Here is a 17,154-nt window from a genome sequence, read left to right on the forward strand (position 1 = left end):
CACCAAGTACCGGCGCTAGAACGACTGGGACGGCCACGTCCACGATCTCCTGAGACCGTCAACCATCTCCCGGACCCGTCAAGCGTGTCCTGGAACCGATCTGTCCAAGATCTTCTGGAGCCGCACACCAGCGGGGAGATCTCAAGGCCGCCCACGGGGAGTTCAGAACGGCCGTTGACAATCAGGTGAGGAGATTCCACAAAGACGAACGGAAGAGCGGGATCGTCTTCGGCGTGCGCGACCATCTCGTCCGCATCAGAGATGCTCTCACGGCACGTCCGCTCATCGTCTGCGCACGCCGCCATCTCCGCCTTCGCCATCGCCAACCAGATCCGAAGCCGAGCCGGAAGGGCCTCGGTGTACGCGCTGGAGACGAGTTGAAGGGCGTCATCGGCGAGCCGAAGATCTGAGAGGACGTACGCCTGCTCCCCCGTGGCATGCGCCAGGAGAGCTGGATCATTGGCCTCCCTGGCAGCCGTCTTCGCCTCCTCAAAGTGTCTCCAGGCGAGGCTGGGCATCCCAGCGTCGATGGCCTGCCATGCCGCCAGAGTGCGCGACTCGGCAAGCGTCCCGGCCAAGGCCGAACGGATGTGGTTGCGGATGCTGTATCGAAGGGCTGCTTCTACCTGCTCGATGTGGGCATTCAGTTTGCCACTCGTCGCAACAACTCCTAGACGACGGTCGATCATGCGGATGGTGTTCGTCTCACGACCCAGCAATGTGACTAGCTCAGGGTCTACGGCTCGGGAATTGCAGAACCGCTGCAGCAGCGCATCGGCTTCATCCACCACCTGTCCACCGGCAGGTAGAGGTGCTCCAACCAACTCCTTTACCTCGACCCCCAGGGCTTTAGCGAGCGGCGAAAGCCACACCGTGGGTCTCCGCACTCCACGCTCATAGCGGGATATTTCGTGGCGAGTCACCGACGATATACCCGTCAAGGCGCATACCGCTTGTGCCAACTCATCTTGGGACAACCCGGCCTCAACCCTGGCAGCCTTCAATCGGGCGGGAAATTCTGCTGGAGTAGGCATGGTCAACAACTCCGTCGGGTGGGGGCCAGGTGTGGGCCGCAACGTGGCCACTATGAATGTGACATATAACGCGATGGAGTAGCAGCGGTTCCACGGAATGCCGTCCCTGACCCAGAGGATCGACTCCCATGGATTTTGCTACATCACACGACACTGATCAGTCCAAAATGTCCGGCTCATTTCGCGCCCCCTTCCTCCGCTCCTCTTCCGCTGGGCGGCTCCTGAGGGAACCAACGGCGGACTCCGTCTTCCGGCAGATCGCGCGGTGGTCGTGATGTACGGCGGCGCGGTGGGCGCGGGTGCGGGGACAGCCTTGGTGCTGGACATGACGTTTCGGGCGGTGCGGACGGTGCCGGGGCAGGTTCGCGGGCTGGTGACGTCCCGGCTCGCCGCGTGGGGGCTCGACGGGGTCGGTGACGATGTAGAGCTGATCGCCAGTGAGCTGGTCACCAACTCGGTTCAGCACGCTCCGGGGCGGGAGGAGATCCGGGTCCGGCTGACCGGGGAGCCGGACGCTGTGGTTCTCGAGGTCTGGGATTCCTCCGACGTCAGGCCGGTGCGCAAGCTTCCCCTTGGGGTGACCGGCGAGGAGGCGGCGCCGGACGCTGCGGCGCTCGACACCGGACATGACGCCTTCACCCGTGGACGAGGGCTCCCGATCGTTGAAGCGTTGTCGGAGAGCTGGGGCGTAACCCCGACCGCACCGCACGGGAAGTGGTTGTGGGCAAGGTGCGCCACGGGCGGGCCGGCCGCCGATGTCGCCGTCCGCCACGTCCTTTCCTCCAGGTCGTGACTCATGGCGGACGGTACGGAGCTCGCCCGGTGGGCGGAAGGCAACCATCCCGGCTGGGCGGTGGTGTGGGGCGCGTACAGCCGGGAGTTCACCGCTTGGGCGATGTGGAGCACCGAGTCACTCGTGGTGACCGCGCCGGACACTCTTTCACTCTCAATCGCCATCCGGAATGCAGAGCGGCACCGCCACCCGCCCCTGCGTCGCAGTCGCTTCGGCACCTGGCAGAGCAGACCATCGACCGGCCTGCCGCCACCTGAACCCCACGGCCCCGAGGCAGAACGTCACGTCCCTCCGACACCCCCTGCGGAGGGCGAACCCCCTGGACACGATGTTCCGGGGCCGTGGCCTGTACCGGCCCGACCCAACCCGGTTGCGGCCGTCCTCACCAAAAGCTCCCGCTCGTGGAGGAGCAATCATCCGGCGGCCGTCGTGCTGCCAGAAAGGGAAAGCAATGTCCACTCAGTCAATCGAGCGGCCTGAGCTGCTCGACCCCGTGACGCACTCGCCGGACGGGGAGTCGCGCGGACTCGCCTTCCGAGTCGGGGACATCTTCCCCATGGACCCGGGCCTGGACCAGGCGTCCCAGATCGACGCCGCCGCAACCGAGGCCCGTCCCTGGGGCTTGCGGTTCCTCGTTGTGCCGCGTGCGGGCAAGCACGACAAGGGCACCTCCGAGTACACCACCGGCGGCCAGGGCGACAGCCAGAACCCTGAGGACAAGGCGAAGGACTGACCATGACGGTGCTGATGCTGGCCCGCGACGGTGACAAGGTCGCCGAACGGGTCGCCGCCGAGTTGCGTGGACGCGGAACCAGCGTGGCGCAGGTGAACCCGTCCGACTTCCCCTCACGGCTGTCGATGGGCGCCCAACTGAACGGTTCGTCCTCCTGGACTGGACGCATCCGTGACCTGGACGGCCTTGACGTCGAGCTGGCCGGCATCAGCGCTGTATGGCAGCGGGGAATCACTCCGTTCGTGATGGACGCCCGCATGTCCTCACCCGAGCGAGCATTCGCCTACGGTGAAGCTCGCCGTGGATTCGGCGGCGTCCTCACCGCGCTCAAGGATTGCCTGTGGGTCAATGATCCGGTGGCGGCGGCACGCGCCGAGTACAAGCCACTTCAGCTCGCCGAGGCGGCGCGGGTCGGGCTGGCGGTGCCCGAGACTCTGATCACCTCGGATGCGCGCATCGCGTACGACTGGGCGACGCAACTTCGGCGTCCCATCATCTACAAGCCCCTGGACGGCGTCGTCCACGCCGACGAAGGACGGGTTCGCATCCTCTACACCGCCCCTGTCACCGACCGGGAAAGCCTCCTCGACCCGGCGTTCGGACGCACGGCTCAAATGCTCCAAGAGCGCGTCCCAAAGGCCTTCGAAGCCCGCGTGACCGTGATCGGTGCCGAGGTGTTCGCGGTGCGTATCGATGCCACGAGCACGACCGCACAGGAGGACTGGCGCTCGGACTACGACGCCTTGTCCTACAGCGTCATCCATTTGCCGTTCGACGTTCGGGTCAAGCTGCTACGCCTGATGGCACGGCTCGGCCTGGTGTACGGGGCGTTCGATCTGATTCACGACGTCTCGGGCCGGTGGGTGTTCCTGGAGGTGAACCAGCGCGGCGAGTTCGGATGGATCGCCGACACCACCGGGCTCGCGATCTACTCGGCCATGGCCGACCTACTGGAAAAGGGCAAATGAACAAAACCGAGGAACTAGCCGCCTCGCTGGGCATCGACGGGGAGTGGCTGCGGGCGATGCAGGCGGTACCGCGCGAGACCTTCGTCCCGGACGTCGGCCTGGCCTGCCCTGAAGAGGGTCCCAGCTACCCGATCGACCGGCAGGCCCGTCCCGACGAATGGCTACGCGCCGTCTACTCCGACGCCTCGATCATCACCCAGCGCGAAGGCGGCAAAGGCGACCCGTTGCAGATCTCGGACGGGATGGCGTCCAGTTCGCTCTCCGCACCCAGCATCGCCTTCAAATGCCTAGAGCTGCTGGCGCCCCGCGACCAGGACCGCGTCCTTGAGATCGGTGCGGGTACCGGATACACCGCCGCTGTCCTGTCTGCGCGCGTCGGGGAGAAGAACGTCACGACCATCGAGGTGGACGCCGGAATCGCCAAGCGAGCCGAAGCCAACCTTGCGGAGTCCGGGTTCTCACCGAATGTAGTCGTGGGAGACGGCCGGGCAGGGTTCCCGGACAACGCGCCCTATGACCGCGTCCATGCGACCGCAGCCGTCGCCGAGATCCCCTTCACCTGGGTGGAGCAGACCCGCCCCGGCGGTGTCATCGTGGCGCCGTGGCAGCCCCTTCGCGACCATGGCCTGCTCACGCGGCTGACAACGACGTCCGACGGCGCGTACGGGCGGTTCCACGGACCGGCCGGGTACATGATGCTGCGCTCCCATCGCGCGCAATTGCGATGGCGCGTCCACCACGACGAGGAGGCCGAGGTGACGACGACCGCGCTCGATCCGCGCACCGTCTTCGAAGCCGGACCGGGCCTCCGTCTCGCCACCGTGGCTCTGTCGCCGGGTCTGGTCTTCTGGGAGAAGCACTTCGACGACGGGTCCTTCTCCCTGCTGCTGTTCGAGATCGGCGATCCGGACGGGCCATGGGCCGCGTGCGACTGGGAGCCCGGAGACGACCGCTACGAGGTCACCCAGTACGGCGACCGCCTGTTGTGGGACGAGTTGGAGGACGCCTTCGAATGGTGGGTGCGTCATGACGGCCCCGGGGTCCACCGGTTCGGGCTGACGGTCACTCCCGAGGGCGACAAACTGTGGCTGGACGAGCCGACTCGGCTGGTGTGACGACACAGGCGAACCCTGGGCCCGTCGTGGGGTCCGGCGCCGACGCGCGTCAGCCGAACATGCTCGCGCTGCCGGGCTCGTAGGGGAACCTGGCCTTGATCTCGTCGGTCAGCACCGCACCGAGGCCGGGCGCGCGTGGGGGCGAGACATGCCCGTCCTGGACGTCCAGCGGCTCGGCGAGCATCTCGGTCTCCAGCGGGTTCCCCATGACCGGGCGCTCCAGCATGACGCAGTTGGACTGGGTGAAGCCGAGATGGTAGTTCGCCGTGATGGTGGGCGCCGACCCCCACACGTGCATGGCGACCTGCACATGGTGGGCGGCTGCCGCCTCACACGCCCGCCTGGCCTCGCCGATGCCGCCGATGATCGTCGGGTCCGGCTGGGCGATGTCGAACGCGCCCGCCCGCAGCCACTGCTCGAAGACGGCCGCGGTGGTGATGCCCTCGCCGCCCGAGATCGGCGTGGACGTGCGTCCGCGCAGCTCGGCGTAGGGCTCAGGGTCGAGGGGAGGCAGGAACTCCTCGGCCCAGGCCAGGTCGTAGGGGGCCAGCGCGTCCAGCAGTCGCAGCACCTGCTTGATTGACCACGGCCTGGTGTTGAGGCTTTGCACGGCGTCCACCGCGAGCAGCATGTCCGGGCCCAGCGCCTCGCGCACCAGCGCGACGCGCTCGGCCTCAATGCCGGGCTGGTAGGCGACGGGGTTGGCGCGCATCTTGAACCCCCGGTAGCCGTCCGTCCGTGCCTGCGCGGCTTGGGCTGCCAGCTGGTCGCGGCTCAGCGTCGGGACTCCACCGGACGCGTACAGCGGCAGCCGGTCGTGCACCGCGCCGCCCAGTAGCTCGTGCAGCGGCGCATCACGGTGCTTGCCGAGCGCGTCCCACAGCGCGCACTCGATGCCCGCCAGCACCATCACCGTCAGGCCCGTCCGGCCGCAGTAGCCGGTTACCCAGTAGCAGTCGCGGTACAGCCGGGTGGGGTTGACGTCTCGTCCGACGAGGACCTGCTTGTACAGCTCGACGATCCCCGGCACGAGCTCGGGCACGTACACCCCGGCGTAGGTCTCGCCGATCCCGATTACACCCTCGTCGGTCTCCACCTCGACGAACGCCGCGCTGCGCCGCCGCGTGTGCGTGCCCTCGATCCCGTACGGCGCGGTCAGCAGCACCGTCCGAACGTCTGTGATCTTCACGGAACCTCCATACTGCACTATTGCGTAGTAGCCTACACAACCGTGCAGTAGCCCTCAGGCTCGGTGAACGCGGAGGGGCATCGAGGACCAGGCGCGGAGGGTGTTGTTCAGGTGGCGCTCGGGGTCGGCGGCCAGTTCGATGCGTTCGAGTCTGGTCGCCAGGGCAGTCAGGACGGCCTCCGCCTCCAGACGGGCTACGTGCTGGCCGACGCATTGGTGGAGGCCCATGCCGAAGCCGACGTGGGCGGACGGGTCGCGGGTCAGGTCGAAGGCGTCGGGGGCGCCCCAGCGGCGCGGGTCGCGGTTGGCCGCGCCGAGGAACATCAGGATCTTCTTGCCGTCCGGGACGGTGGTCCCGGCGATGTCGATGTCGCCGGTGGCGGTGCGGAAGAAGGTCTGCACCGGCGACTCCCAGCGGACGGCCTCGTCGAAGGCGACGCGGGCCAGGCTCGGGTCGGCGCGGAGCCGCTTCCACTGGTCGGGGTTGGCGGCGAAGGCGTACAGCACGGCACCCAGGGCGTGGACGGTCGTGTCGACCCCGGCCGTCAGCAGGGAGCGGACGATGAGGGGCGCCTGGTCATGGGTGATGTCGCCCCTGTCGGCCGCCGCCCAGATCTGGGCTCCGAAGCCGTCGGCGGACAGGTTCTCGCGAGCGCATTGGGCAGCGACCCATCCGGACAGTTCGGGGACGCGGGGCGCGCCCTTCGCGACGAGTTCGTTGTGCGGGCCGAAGGCGTTGAAGGCGTGGTCGCCGTAGGGAAGGAGGTTCTCCCGGCCTTCTTGCGGTAGCCCCACCGCATCCGGGAAGACGCGCAGGGGGAAAGCCTGGGCCAGGGCGGGGACGGCGTCGAACGACGGTTCGGCGAGCACCTGTTCGACCAGTTCCTCGGCGTCGGCGAACCAGGCGTCCCGCAGGCGGCGCAGCGCGCGAGGACCGAGCACCTTGGACAGGACGGCACGCGGCGCGTCATGCAGGGGCGGGTCGGCCTCCAGCAGCAGGCTCGGGGGCCGCCACGGCTCCTCGAAGCGGAAGTTGGCCAGCCCCACCCCGGCGGCCGACTGGAGCGACTGCCAGTCGGTCAGTGCGGCGTGGACCTGCTCGTAGCGCGCCAGCGCGTATACGTCGTAGCGGCTCAGGTGCACGACGGGTCCGGCCTCGCGCAGGTCGTCCTGCATGGGCAGCGGGTCGCGGAGGATTTCGGCGGCGAACGGGTCGATGTCCAGGGCGGGCGGCAGGGTGGGCGGCAGGGGGGTCATCGCAATGTCCTCCGGAGGTCACAGGTCCAGGACGAGTCGTTCGCTCCCGGCACGGGACACGCACACGAACATGCAGTCCCCGGCGGCGCGTTCGGCTTCGTCCAGCAGGGAGTCACGGTGGTCGGGGACGCCGTCCAGGACGGTCGTCTCGCAAGTGCCGCACAGCCCTTGGCGGCAGGACGACAGCACCGGGACGCCCGCCTCGCCCAGGGCTTGCAGGAGCGTTTGCGTCCGGTCGACGTGCAGCGTCCGGCCCGAGCGGCGCAGTTCCACCTCGAAGGCGCCGTCGACGGCGCCGGTCCCAGGTGTCGCGGCGATGAAGCGTTCGGTGCGCAGGAGGCCGGAGGGCCAGCCGGAGCAGCGTCGTTCCACTGCGTCCAGCAGGCCGGCGGGGCCGCAGCAGTACACCTTGGTGCCGGACGAGGGGTCCGGCAGCCAGGCGGGCAGGTCCAGCGGGCCGTGCTCGTCCTCCGGAACGATGGTGACCTTGTCGCCGTACGGGCGCAGCTCGTCCGGGAAGGCCATGGACGTGCGGGTGCGGCCCCCGTACAGCAGCCGCCATTCGATGCCGAGCAACTCCGCCTGGACGATCATCGGCAGCAGCGGCGTGATCCCGATGCCGCCGGCGACGAACAGGTAGCGATCGGCCGGGACCAGCCGGAAGTTGTTGCGCGGCCCGCCGATGCCGACCGGGTCGCCCTCGCGCAGCTCGTCGTGGACGTAGGCGGACCCGCCCCGGCCGTCGCGTTCCCGCAGGACGCCGACCCGGTAGGAGCGGGCGTCCCAGCGGTCCCCGCACAGCGAGTACTGGCGGGTCAGGCCGCCCGGCAGCACCAGGTCCACGTGGGAACCGGGCGTCCAGTCGGGCAGCCGGCCGCCGTCGGGACGCGCCAGGGTCAATGCCACGACGCCGTCGGCCACCGGCGTCTTGCCGGTCACCCGCAGCTCCACCGCGGTGTCCATCGCCGTACTCCTCGGACTGGGGGGCGGAATCCGAGGATCGGCCGAACGCGGTTCAGCCGACGAGGGGTTTCTCATTCAATGAGAGGACTTTCGTGGCGCCGGTCACATGCCGGGCCTCTGCGGGACGGGCTCCTGGGCGGCGTTCAAGGCGCGGCTGAGGGCCAGGCCGGTGAGCTGCAAAGGCCGGGTCAGCGTCCATGCGGCGTCGTCGTTGGGGACGACGAGGCCGAGCGCGGCGACGACCTTTCCGTCCTGCCGCACCGGCACGGCGATCCCCGTGGCGTCGGGATGGATGTGGCCGGGGCAGAACGCGAACCCCCGGCGCCGCACCTCCGCGAGTTCGGCGCGGAGCGTCCGCTCGTCGCCGATGGTGCGCGGGGTGTAGGACGGCAGTTCCCCCTTGACGATCCTTTCCCGGAAGGCTGCGTCGGCGTGGGCGAGCAGGACCAGGCCGGACGAGGAGGCGTTCAGCGGGAGCCGTCCGCCGACCCGGGTGAAGTTGACGACGGCGTCCGGTGCGGTGAGCCGCTCGACGAACAGGACCTCGTCGCCGTCCAGCACCCCGAGCTGCACGGAATGGCCGACGACCGACTGGAGATCGCCCATGTACTGGAGGGCTGCCTCACGGAGGCTCTGCATCGGGGACGCCCGCTCGGCCAGTTCCCACATGCGGGTACCGATCCGTATACCGTGCCTGCCGTCGCGGGTCAGGAGCCCGTGCCGGGTCATCTCGTTCACCAGCCGCGCCGCCGTCGCGGGCGGCAGCGTCGCGCGGCGGCCGATCTCCCCGACCGTCAGCACCCGGGAGTCGGGGCCGAACGCGTCCAGGATCCGCACCACGCGGGTGAGGACGGACTCTCCGCTGGACGACCTGGCCACGGCGCCATCGTCCCATGGCGGGTCCCCTTACCGGCCGACGTGGACGGGCTGTTCGAGTTCGCGGACCTGCTTCGCCTCGCGTCCCCGGCGGTAGAGGGTGCCCGGCCACCAGACGGTCGGGCCCGCGTCCCGGACCAAAGCGGGGACCAGGAGCGAGCGCACCAGCAGGGTGTCCAGGAGGACGCCGAACGCCACGATGAACGCGATCTGGACGAGGAACGCGAGCGGGATGACCACGAGGGCGGCGAAGGTGGCCGCCAGCACGACGCCCGCCGACGTGATGACGCCGCCGGTCACGGTGAGGCCGCGCAGGACGCCGCTGCGGACCCCGTGCCGCAGCGACTCCTCGCGCGCACGGGTCATCAGGAAGATGTTGTAGTCGACCCCCAGCGCGACCAAGAAGACGAAGCCGTACAGCGCCACCGACGGGTCGGTGCCGGTGAAGCCGAGGATGTGCTGGAAGACCAGCCCGGCGACGCCGAGGGTCGCCAGATAGTTGAGCGCGACGGTGGCGACCAGGAGGACCGGCATCGCCAGCGAGCGGAGCAGGGCGATGAGGATGCCCACGATGATCACGAGGACGACCGGGACGATGACCTTGCGGTCGCGTTCGGCGGCGGCCTGCGTGTCGACCTGCTGGGCGGTGTAGCCGCCGACGAGCGCGTCGGCGCCGGCGACGCCGTGGAGGCGGTCGCGCAGCCGGTCGACGGTCTGCCGGGCGGCGTCGCTGTCGGCGGTGCCGCTCAGCGTGACCTCCACCAGGGCACGACCGTCCACGACCAGGGGCCGGTCGCCCTCCGCCATGCGGGGACGGACGCCGGAGACGCCCTGGACCTGTTCGGCGGCCGAGATCGTCTGCGGCAGCGCGGACGCGTCCGCGAGGACGATCGCCGGGTTGCCCGAACCACCGGGGAAATGGTCGTCGAGAACCTCCTGCGCCGTCACCGAGGACGCCTCGCCGACGAACGTCTCGCTCAGCGGTACCCCGTCGGTGCGCAGCTGGGGCATGAACGCGGCGCCCGCGAGCAGGACGATCAGGCAGCCCGCCCAGATGCGGCGCGGGTGGCGGTCGATCAGCCGCGCGATGCGCTCCCAGACTCCGTGCCTGGAGGAGCCCGGCCGGTCGGGGTGCGGCCGGGCGGGCCAGTACGCCGCGCGGCCGAGCAGGGCCAGTACCGCGGGCAGGTAGGTGAGCGCGCTCAGCAGTGCGCAGGCGATGCCGAGGGCTCCGACCGGTCCGAGGGCCCGGTTGTTGGACAGGTCGCTGAGCAGCAGGGCGAGCAGGCCGAGGGCCACGGTTCCGCCGCTGGCGACGATGGCTCCGGCGGACCGCCGCCACGCGGTGAGCACGGCCGGCAGCCGGTCGGTGCCGAGGGCGAGTTCCTCCCGGAACCTGGCGGACAGCAGCAGGGCGTAGTCGGTACTGGCGCCGATCACCAGGATCGACAGGATGCCCTGCACCTGGCCGTCCACCGTCACCAGGTCGTTCTTGGCCAGGTAATAGGCGATGGCGCTGGCGAACCCCAGGGCGAACACCGCACCGAGGATGATCAGCAAGGGGAGGAGGACGCTGCGGTAGACCAGCAGCAGGATCACCAGCACGACGCTGAGGGCGACCAGGACGAGCAGGGTGTCGATGCCGGCGAAGGCGTCGGAGAAGTCCGCCTGGGTGGCGGCGGGCCCGCCCACATGAGCGCCGGTCCCCGGCACCTGCTCCGCCGCCTCGCGGATGCGGTCCACGATCTTGGGGCTTTCCTCGCCGGCCTCGGAACTGACCTGCACGACACCGCTCAGCGCTGCCCCGTCCTCCGACGGGATGACGGGGGAGGCGGGCCCTGAGATGAACGGGCTTCCCTGGAGCGAGGCCAGTGCGCGGCCGGCCGCCTCCCGCTGGTCGGGTGTGATGCGGCCGTCGCGGGCCTCCCACACGACGATGGCGGGGGTCGTGTTCTCCTGCTGGAACGCGTTCTGCTGCTCGAGTACCCGCGTCGATTCGGCGCTGCTGGGCAGGAACGAGGACTGCTCGTTGGTGGCGACCTCACCGAGCTTGCCCGCGTACGGTCCGAGCGTGCCGCCGATGCCCAGCCAGACGAGGACCAGGACGACGGGAACGATCCAGCGGGCGGCTCGTGGTGCGGACATACCTTCCCAGTCGGTCGAGTAGCGGCGGGCGCTCTCGTGGATTTCCCGCAACCGGACGTTGAAACCTGGGCACGTCATGACGGAGCGGCCGCCCCCCGTTTTCGGGGACGGCCGCTTCTTTCTGCGTCAGGATTCCTGCGTCAGGACTCCGAGGTCGCTGTCTTGATCGTGGTGAGGGCCTGGTCGAGGGAGAGGACGTCGGCGTACTTGGCTTGCAGGTCGAGCAGGTTGGCCTCTTGCAGGCGGCGGTCGCGGTCACCGCACGCCTCGTCCACCACCAGGGGACGGAACCCGTTCTGCAGGGCGTCGGTCGCGGTCGCCCGGATGCATCCGCTGGTCGTGAGACCGCAGATCAGGAGGGTGTCGATGCCGGACGCGGTCAGCGTGGCCGCCAGCGACGTCCCGTGGAAGGCGCTCGCGTACTGCTTGGTGACCACGGTCTCCCCCGGCTCGGGCTCGGCCCCCTCGGCGAAGTCACCGAGGGGACTGCCCTCCTCGAACACGCGCAGCGCGGGGACCTTGCGGGCGAACAGTCCCCCGTCGGCGCCGCCAGGTTGCAGGACAACCCGGGTGAACAGCACCGGCAGGCCGGCCGCCCGTCCCGCCTCGATCAGGTTGACGGACGCGGCCACCGCGTCCTCGACCGGGGCGCGCAGCGGCGAGCCGTCCACCAGGTAGGCGCGGGCGAGGTCGACGACCAGCACGGCGGGCGACTTACCGCAGCCGAGGCTCGCGCCGAAGCCGGAGCCACGGTAGTCCTCCGCGAGGTCCTTCGCCGCCTCCCCGCTCGAAGCCGCCTCCCCGCTCGAAGCCGCCTCCCCGCTCGTAGCCGCCTCCCCGCTCATCGGCGGCCGCCCCCGCCCAGGGCGGCGGCGGAGCGGACGTCGACGGGCGGGCTGGGCGCGGGCAGGCCCGTCTCCTCCTCGCAGCGGGCGAGGATCTCCTCCAGCGGCGGGCCCATGTCGAACACGGGGATCTCCGTCCGCTCGCCGTTCATCTTCGCCCGCAGCAGCTCGGTCGCCTGCTCGTCGAGTTCGCCTTCGGCGGTGCAGACGACGCCGTAGTCGCGGGCGCCGTCGGCGGTCACCAGCCCGCGCCGGACCTCCAGCGCGACGAGATCGGCGGGACGGGCCAGCGGGTCGCCCCATCCGCCGCCGCCCCAGGTGACGAAGTGCAGCACGTCGCCGGGGGCGACGGTGACGTCGTGGATCTTGCTGGGCAGCACCTCGCGGGTGCCGTCGGCCCGGTCGATCCACTTGCGGCCCCGGTCCCCCGGGCGTCCGCCGTTCACGCCCCACGGGTAGGTGAGCCAGCGGTCGTCGTGGATGGCGATCGTGCCCGGCTCCTCGAAGCAGTACGCCACGTCCACGCCGTTGCCGCCCCGGTGCAGGCCCGCGCCGCCGGAGTCGGCGATCGTCTCCCACCGCTCGATGCGCAGCGGGTAGTACGACTCCAGGTACTCGCAGGGGATGTTGACGAACGACGGCCACAGCGAGTGGCCGTCCGGGCCGTCCCCGACCGGGCGTCCCGGCACCCCGCCGAACCCGATCGAGTACAGCTGGAACCACTCGCCCTCGCGCTCCCCCGAGGTGTAGTGCCCGGAGTACATGAAGTGCGGCGAGGACGAGAACCCGGCGGCGTTCAGGATCTCCGGGTTGGTCTGCCCGAGGAGCCCGCCGAACAGGTCGAACACCCGGCCGATGCCGTGGTTGCGGGCGTTCAGCGCCGCGGGGTGGCGCGGCTTCCAGAACGAGTCCTCGGGGATCGTCACGTCGATCAGCGGATAGAAGCCGTCGTTCCACAGGATCTGCGGGTCGGCGACGGTGATCACGTAGATCCCGAAGAACATCCGGACGAGGTTCTCGTTGATGAAGTAGTTGATCGGCCCCACGGCCTGCGGCGCGGCGTGCGAGAAGTCCAGATGGATCTTCTCGCCGGTCCGGGTCAGCGAGATCTTCAGCTCGTAGGGGCCGTAGCCGCAGCCGTCGTCGCAGATGTAGTCGGCGAACTCCAGCGTCTGGCCGTCCTCGAACAGCGTGGCCAGCAGGACCTTCATGGCCTTGTAGTTGCGGTCGAGGAGGTTGTCCAGGGCGGACAGGTACGTCTCGGCGCCGAACCTGTCGCACAGTTCGGTCACCCGGCGGGCGGCCGTGGTGCAGGCCGCGGTCAGCCCGTTCAGGTCGGCGCGGTTCCAGTCCGGCATCCGGACCTGGTTGAGGATGATGTTCAGCGCCGCCTCGTTGAGGACGCCGCCCTCGTACAGCTTGAAGGGCGGGACGATCACGCCCTCCTCGTAGATGGTGCGGGCGTCGGCGGGCATCGAGCTGGGCGTCTTGCCGCCCACGTCCGACATGTGGCCGAACATCGACGCCCAGCCGACGAGCCGGCCCTCGTGGAAGATCGGCACCACCAGCAGCCAGTCGTTGGCGTGGCTGATCGCCGCGCCGCACGCGTACGGGTCGGACGTCATCAGGATGTCGCCCTCGCCGATCGTCCCGTCGAAGTTCTCCAGGAAGTCGGGGACGGAGAGGCCGAACTGGCCGACGACCATCTTGCCGTCCGGGTTCGCGATCAGCGGGAACTCGTCGTGCTGCTCGCGGATGCCCGGGGACAGGGCGGTGCGGAAGAGCACCTCGTCCATCTCGTACCGCGCGTTGCGCAGCGCGTTCTCGATGATGTCCAGGGTGACCGGGTCGATGTCCACCCGGGCGATCGGCTCGGTGTTGGTCTGCAGGATCTCGGCCATCAGCCCTCCTCGTTGGTCTGATCGTTGGACGGGCGGATCAGGAGGCTGCCGCTGGGGTGCACGGTCGCGGCGTGCCCCGGCAGCACGAGGGTGGTGGAGTCCATCTCGACCACGATGGCCGGTCCGGTCACCACGTCCCCCGCACGCAGCTTGGAACGGTCGAAGATGCGGGCGGGCGTGGTCGCGCCGTCCATCCACACCTCGGTCTCGCGGACCAGCGCCGCGGACGGGTCGCCGGTCCCCTCGGACAGGGTGCGCCAGGCGACCTCGGGACGGGGGCCGCTGACGGTGACCCGCAGGTTGATCACCTCGCGCTCGTTGTCGAGCAGGAAGGAGAACAGCCGCTTGTGCTCGGCGTCGAACGCGGCGCCCAGCTCCGCCAGCAGATCGCCGTCGACGGCCTCGCGGCCCACCTCGACGGGGATCTCGAAGCCCTGCCCGTGGTACCGGAGGTCGACCTGGTAGCTCTGGGTCTGGGTGTCGCGCGGCACTCCCTCCGCCTCCAGCCGCGCGGCGGCGGAGTCGGCGAGTTCGTGGAGCGCGGTGCGCAGCTCGGCGTCGTCGAGCGTGGAGAACCGGCGCACCATCGTCCGGGCGGCCTCGTCGCGGGCGCAGGTCGTCGCGTCCCCGTAGGCGCACAGCACGCCCGGCGAGGGCGGGACGATCACCGGCCAGGAGCCGGTCAGCCGGCCGAGCGCGTTGGCGTGCAGGGGCCCGGCGCCGCCGAACGACACGAGCGCGAAGTCGCGGGGGTCGAAGCCCTGCTGGACGCTGATCAGCCGCAGCGCGCCGAGCATGTTCTCGTTGACGATGTCGACGATGCCCGCCGCCGCGGCCTCCACGCCGGGCAGCCCCATCGCGTCGGCGACGCCGGAGACCGCCTTGCGCGCGGCGTCGACGTCCAGCGAGATCTCCCCGCCGGCGAGGTCCTGCGGCAGGTGGCCGAGGACGACGTTGGCGTCGGTGACGGTGGGCTCGGTGCCGCCCGCCCCGTACGCCGCGGGGCCGGGGTCGGCGCCCGCCGACTGCGGGCCGACGCGCAGCGCCTTGGTCAGCTCCGGGACGTGCGCGATCGAGCCGCCGCCCGCGCCGACCGAGCGGACGTCCACGCTGGTGGCGCGGACGGTCAGGTCGCCGACGCTGGTCTCCCGCCCGATCCGCGGCTTCCCGCCGAGAACGAGCGCGACGTCGGTGGACGTCCCGCCCATGTCGAAGGTGAGGAAGTCCTGGTGGCCGGCCTGCTCGGCGAACCACACCGCCCCCGTCACGCCGCCGGCGGGACCCGACAGCAGCAGCGCCACCGGGTCCTCGGCGGCCTTGGCGGCCTGGGTCAGCCCGCCGTCGCTGCGCAGCACCGACAGCGGCGCGGTGATCCCGCTGCCGGTCAGGGACCGGTCCAAATTGCTGACATACCGGGACACCTCGGGCTGCACGTAGCTGTTGGCCACGGTCGTGACGGTACGCTCGTACTCGCGCATCTCCGGCAGGACGCGGCTGGACAGCGACACCGGGATGCCGGGCAGCACCTCGGCCGCCAGCTCGGCGACCCGCCGCTCGTGCCCGTCGTTCGCGTACGAGTTGATCAGCGCGACGGTCAGCGCCTCGATCCCGCCGCCGGCCAGCCTGCGCAGCTCGGCGCGGACGCGGTCCTCGTCCAGCGGGGTGACGACGCCGCCGTCGGCGGCGATACGCCCCGGCACCTCCACGGTGTGCTCCAGCCGGGCGAGCGGCTCCGGCTTCGGCCAGATGATCCAGCCCGCCAGGCCGCCCGGCACGTACGACCGGGCGATCTGGAGGACCTGCCGGAACCCCTCGGTCGTCACGAGGCCGACCCGCGCCCCCCTGCCCTGCAAGATCGCGTTCGTCGCGACCGTGGTGCCGTGCAGGACGTGCGCCACCTCGGTCAGGTCGATCCCGGCGTCCCGGCACACCTTGCGGATGCCGTTGAGGACGCCCTCGGACTGGTCCGCCGGGGTTGAGGCCGTCTTCGCCCGATGGCTGACTCCGGTCTCCTCGTCCACGAGCAGCACGTCGGTGAACGTGCCGCCCACATCAACGCCTAGGCGATATCCCATATTGGCCTCCCGGTTGTGGTGAGGGTCAGATGACTCCGCGCTCCGACAGCGCGCCGATCTCGTCCTGCTTCAGGTCCAGGAGGCCGCCGTACACCTCCTGGTTGTGCTCGCCGAGCCCGGGGCCGGCGTGCCGCACCGCGCCGGGGGTCTCGCTGAGCTTGGGGAACGCGTTGTGCATCGGCAGCTCGCCGAAGTCGGGGTGGGCGAGCCGCACGATAGCGTCGCGGGCGGCGAAGTGCGGGTCGTCGAACATGTCCTTCGCGGTGTAGATGCGGCCCGCCGGGACACCGCCCTCGTGCAGGGTCTCCAGGAGCGCGGGGGTCTCGAACCCCGCCGACCACGCGGAGATGATCTCGTCCAGCTCGTCCATGTTCCGGCCCCGGGCGGCATGGCCCGCGTAGCGCGGGTCGTCGCTCAGCTCCGGACGTCCCATCGTCTTCGCGAGCCGGCCGAACACGGTGTCCTGGTTCGCGGCGATCAGGATCATCTCGCCGGACGCGGTCGGGTAGACGTTGCTGGGCGACACGTTGGGCAGGACGGAACCGGTGCGCTCACGCTGGTAACCCGCCACGGACCACTCGGGCAGCAGCGACTCCATCATCGCCAGCACCGCCTCGTAGATGGCCGAGTCGACCACCTGGCCGCGTCCCGTGCGGGTGCGGCTGTGCACCGCCACCAGCGTGCCGATGGTGGCGAACACGGCGGCGAGCGAGTCGCCGAGCGAGATCCCGGCGCGGGACGGCGCGTTGCCCGGGTCGCCGGTCACGTACCGGATGCCGCCCATCGCCTCACCGATCGAGCCGTATCCGGCGCGCGGCGCGTACGGGCCGCTCTGCCCGAAACCGGACACCCGCACCAGGATCAGCCCGGGGTTGGCCTCGCGGAGGCTCTCGAAGTCCAGCCCCCAGCGCTCCAGCGTCCCGGGACGGAAGTTCTCCACCACGATGTCGGCCTCGGCGATGATCCGCCGGGCGAGGTCCTGGCCCTCGGCGGTGCGCAGGTTGCAGGTCACCGACTTCTTGTTGCGGGCGACCACCGGCCACCACAGGGACTTGCCGTGCGGCTTCTCCCGTCCCCACTGGCGCATCGGGTCACCGGCGCCCGGCGACTCCAGCTTGATCACCTCGGCGCCGAAGTCGCCGAGGAGCTGCCCGCAGAACGGGCCGGCGAGCAGCTGGCCCATCTCCACGACGCGCAGGTCGGAGAGCGGGCCTCGGGCGTCCTGAGCGGCGCCGTCTTGCGTGGACATCTGGCGGGTCC

At 70.3% G+C, this 17,154-nt stretch carries 13 protein-coding genes and 1 pseudogene; 4 read left to right on the top strand and 10 right to left on the bottom strand.

Translation table 11 applies throughout. The features are described 5' to 3' along the window. Positions 1 to 872: pseudogene (locus tag E1285_RS23850) on the bottom strand (hypothetical protein); the annotation flags it as partial. 487 nt (positions 873 to 1,359) lie between these two features. On the opposite strand from E1285_RS23850, the gene E1285_RS23855 reads away from it, so the two are divergent. The 4 genes from E1285_RS23855 (at position 1,360) to E1285_RS23870 (ending at position 4,643) form a co-directional block, all read left to right on the top strand. Continuing rightward, positions 1,360 to 1,827, top strand: a complete 468-nt coding sequence (locus tag E1285_RS23855) for an ATP-binding protein (RefSeq protein WP_165966729.1) — start codon at positions 1,360 to 1,362, stop codon at positions 1,825 to 1,827. A gap of 451 nt (positions 1,828 to 2,278) precedes the next feature. After that, positions 2,279 to 2,560: a hypothetical protein gene (locus tag E1285_RS23860; RefSeq protein WP_132155701.1), complete on the top strand. Its 282-nt coding sequence runs from the start codon at positions 2,279 to 2,281 to the stop codon at positions 2,558 to 2,560. 2 nt (positions 2,561 to 2,562) lie between these two features. Next, entirely contained in the window at positions 2,563 to 3,528 is a 966-nt protein-coding gene (locus E1285_RS23865; RefSeq protein ID WP_132155703.1) for an MvdC/MvdD family ATP grasp protein, read from the top strand. Then, entirely contained in the window at positions 3,525 to 4,643 is a 1,119-nt protein-coding gene (locus E1285_RS23870) for a methyltransferase domain-containing protein (protein ID WP_165966730.1), read from the top strand. The genes E1285_RS23865 and E1285_RS23870 overlap by 4 nt, the downstream gene beginning before the upstream one ends. Positions 4,644 to 4,692: 49 nt before the next feature. On the opposite strand, the gene E1285_RS23875 is transcribed toward E1285_RS23870, so the two are convergent. The 9 genes from E1285_RS23875 to E1285_RS23915 all read right to left on the bottom strand — a co-directional run bounded on the left by E1285_RS23875 (position 4,693) and on the right by E1285_RS23915 (position 17,143). Continuing rightward, positions 4,693 to 5,832 carry a mandelate racemase/muconate lactonizing enzyme family protein gene (locus tag E1285_RS23875; RefSeq protein ID WP_132155707.1) on the bottom strand — a complete coding sequence of 380 codons (1,140 nt, stop codon included), beginning with the start codon at positions 5,830 to 5,832 and terminating at the stop codon, positions 4,693 to 4,695. Between the two features lie 54 nt (positions 5,833 to 5,886). Then, positions 5,887 to 7,089, bottom strand: a complete 1,203-nt coding sequence (locus E1285_RS23880; RefSeq protein ID WP_132155709.1) for a cytochrome P450 — start codon at positions 7,087 to 7,089, stop codon at positions 5,887 to 5,889. Between the two features lie 18 nt (positions 7,090 to 7,107). Next, positions 7,108 to 8,052 carry a PDR/VanB family oxidoreductase gene (locus E1285_RS23885; RefSeq protein WP_207946769.1) on the bottom strand — a complete coding sequence of 315 codons (945 nt, stop codon included), beginning with the start codon at positions 8,050 to 8,052 and terminating at the stop codon, positions 7,108 to 7,110. A gap of 102 nt (positions 8,053 to 8,154) precedes the next feature. Next, complete coding sequence (locus tag E1285_RS23890) at positions 8,155 to 8,931, bottom strand: IclR family transcriptional regulator (RefSeq protein WP_132155713.1); 777 nt, start codon at positions 8,929 to 8,931, stop codon at positions 8,155 to 8,157. Between the two features lie 27 nt (positions 8,932 to 8,958). Next, positions 8,959 to 11,073, bottom strand: coding sequence for an MMPL family transporter (locus E1285_RS23895; RefSeq protein ID WP_132155715.1), 2,115 nt, complete (start codon positions 11,071 to 11,073; stop codon positions 8,959 to 8,961). A gap of 140 nt (positions 11,074 to 11,213) precedes the next feature. Next, positions 11,214 to 11,918, bottom strand: coding sequence for an isochorismatase family protein (locus E1285_RS23900; protein ID WP_132155717.1), 705 nt, complete (start codon positions 11,916 to 11,918; stop codon positions 11,214 to 11,216). Then, complete coding sequence (locus E1285_RS23905) at positions 11,915 to 13,819, bottom strand: hydantoinase B/oxoprolinase family protein (RefSeq protein ID WP_132155719.1); 1,905 nt, start codon at positions 13,817 to 13,819, stop codon at positions 11,915 to 11,917. Before E1285_RS23905 ends, E1285_RS23900 begins: the two co-directional genes overlap by 4 nt. Further along, positions 13,819 to 15,894, bottom strand: a complete 2,076-nt coding sequence (locus tag E1285_RS23910; RefSeq protein WP_132155721.1) for a hydantoinase/oxoprolinase family protein — start codon at positions 15,892 to 15,894, stop codon at positions 13,819 to 13,821. The genes E1285_RS23905 and E1285_RS23910 overlap by 1 nt, the downstream gene beginning before the upstream one ends. 25 nt (positions 15,895 to 15,919) lie before the next feature. Beyond that, positions 15,920 to 17,143, bottom strand: coding sequence for a CoA transferase (locus E1285_RS23915; protein WP_132155723.1), 1,224 nt, complete (start codon positions 17,141 to 17,143; stop codon positions 15,920 to 15,922). Positions 17,144 to 17,154 lie beyond the last annotated feature (11 nt).

Origin of the sequence: Actinomadura sp. 7K507 (assembly GCF_004348425.1) — a bacterium.
Lineage (GTDB): Bacteria > Actinomycetota > Actinomycetes > Streptosporangiales > Streptosporangiaceae > Spirillospora.

What these genes read in the sequence shown, in the direction of transcription:
- E1285_RS23915 (WP_132155723.1), bottom strand. Translation starts at nt 17,143, where the DNA reads ATGTCCACGCAAGACGGCGCCGCTCAGGACGCCCGAGGCCCGCTCTCC.
- E1285_RS23900 (WP_132155717.1), bottom strand. Translation starts at nt 11,918, where the DNA reads ATGAGCGGGGAGGCGGCTACGAGCGGGGAGGCGGCTTCGAGCGGGGAG.
- E1285_RS23895 (WP_132155715.1), bottom strand. Translation starts at nt 11,073, where the DNA reads ATGTCCGCACCACGAGCCGCCCGCTGGATCGTTCCCGTCGTCCTGGTC.
- E1285_RS23870 (WP_165966730.1), top strand. Translation starts at nt 3,525, where the DNA reads ATGAACAAAACCGAGGAACTAGCCGCCTCGCTGGGCATCGACGGGGAG.
- E1285_RS23910 (WP_132155721.1), bottom strand. Translation starts at nt 15,894, where the DNA reads ATGGGATATCGCCTAGGCGTTGATGTGGGCGGCACGTTCACCGACGTG.
- E1285_RS23905 (WP_132155719.1), bottom strand. Translation starts at nt 13,819, where the DNA reads ATGGCCGAGATCCTGCAGACCAACACCGAGCCGATCGCCCGGGTGGAC.
- E1285_RS23865 (WP_132155703.1), top strand. Translation starts at nt 2,563, where the DNA reads ATGACGGTGCTGATGCTGGCCCGCGACGGTGACAAGGTCGCCGAACGG.
- E1285_RS23855 (WP_165966729.1), top strand. Translation starts at nt 1,360, where the DNA reads ATGACGTTTCGGGCGGTGCGGACGGTGCCGGGGCAGGTTCGCGGGCTG.
- E1285_RS23880 (WP_132155709.1), bottom strand. Translation starts at nt 7,089, where the DNA reads ATGACCCCCCTGCCGCCCACCCTGCCGCCCGCCCTGGACATCGACCCG.
- E1285_RS23885 (WP_207946769.1), bottom strand. Translation starts at nt 8,052, where the DNA reads ATGGACACCGCGGTGGAGCTGCGGGTGACCGGCAAGACGCCGGTGGCC.
- E1285_RS23860 (WP_132155701.1), top strand. Translation starts at nt 2,279, where the DNA reads ATGTCCACTCAGTCAATCGAGCGGCCTGAGCTGCTCGACCCCGTGACG.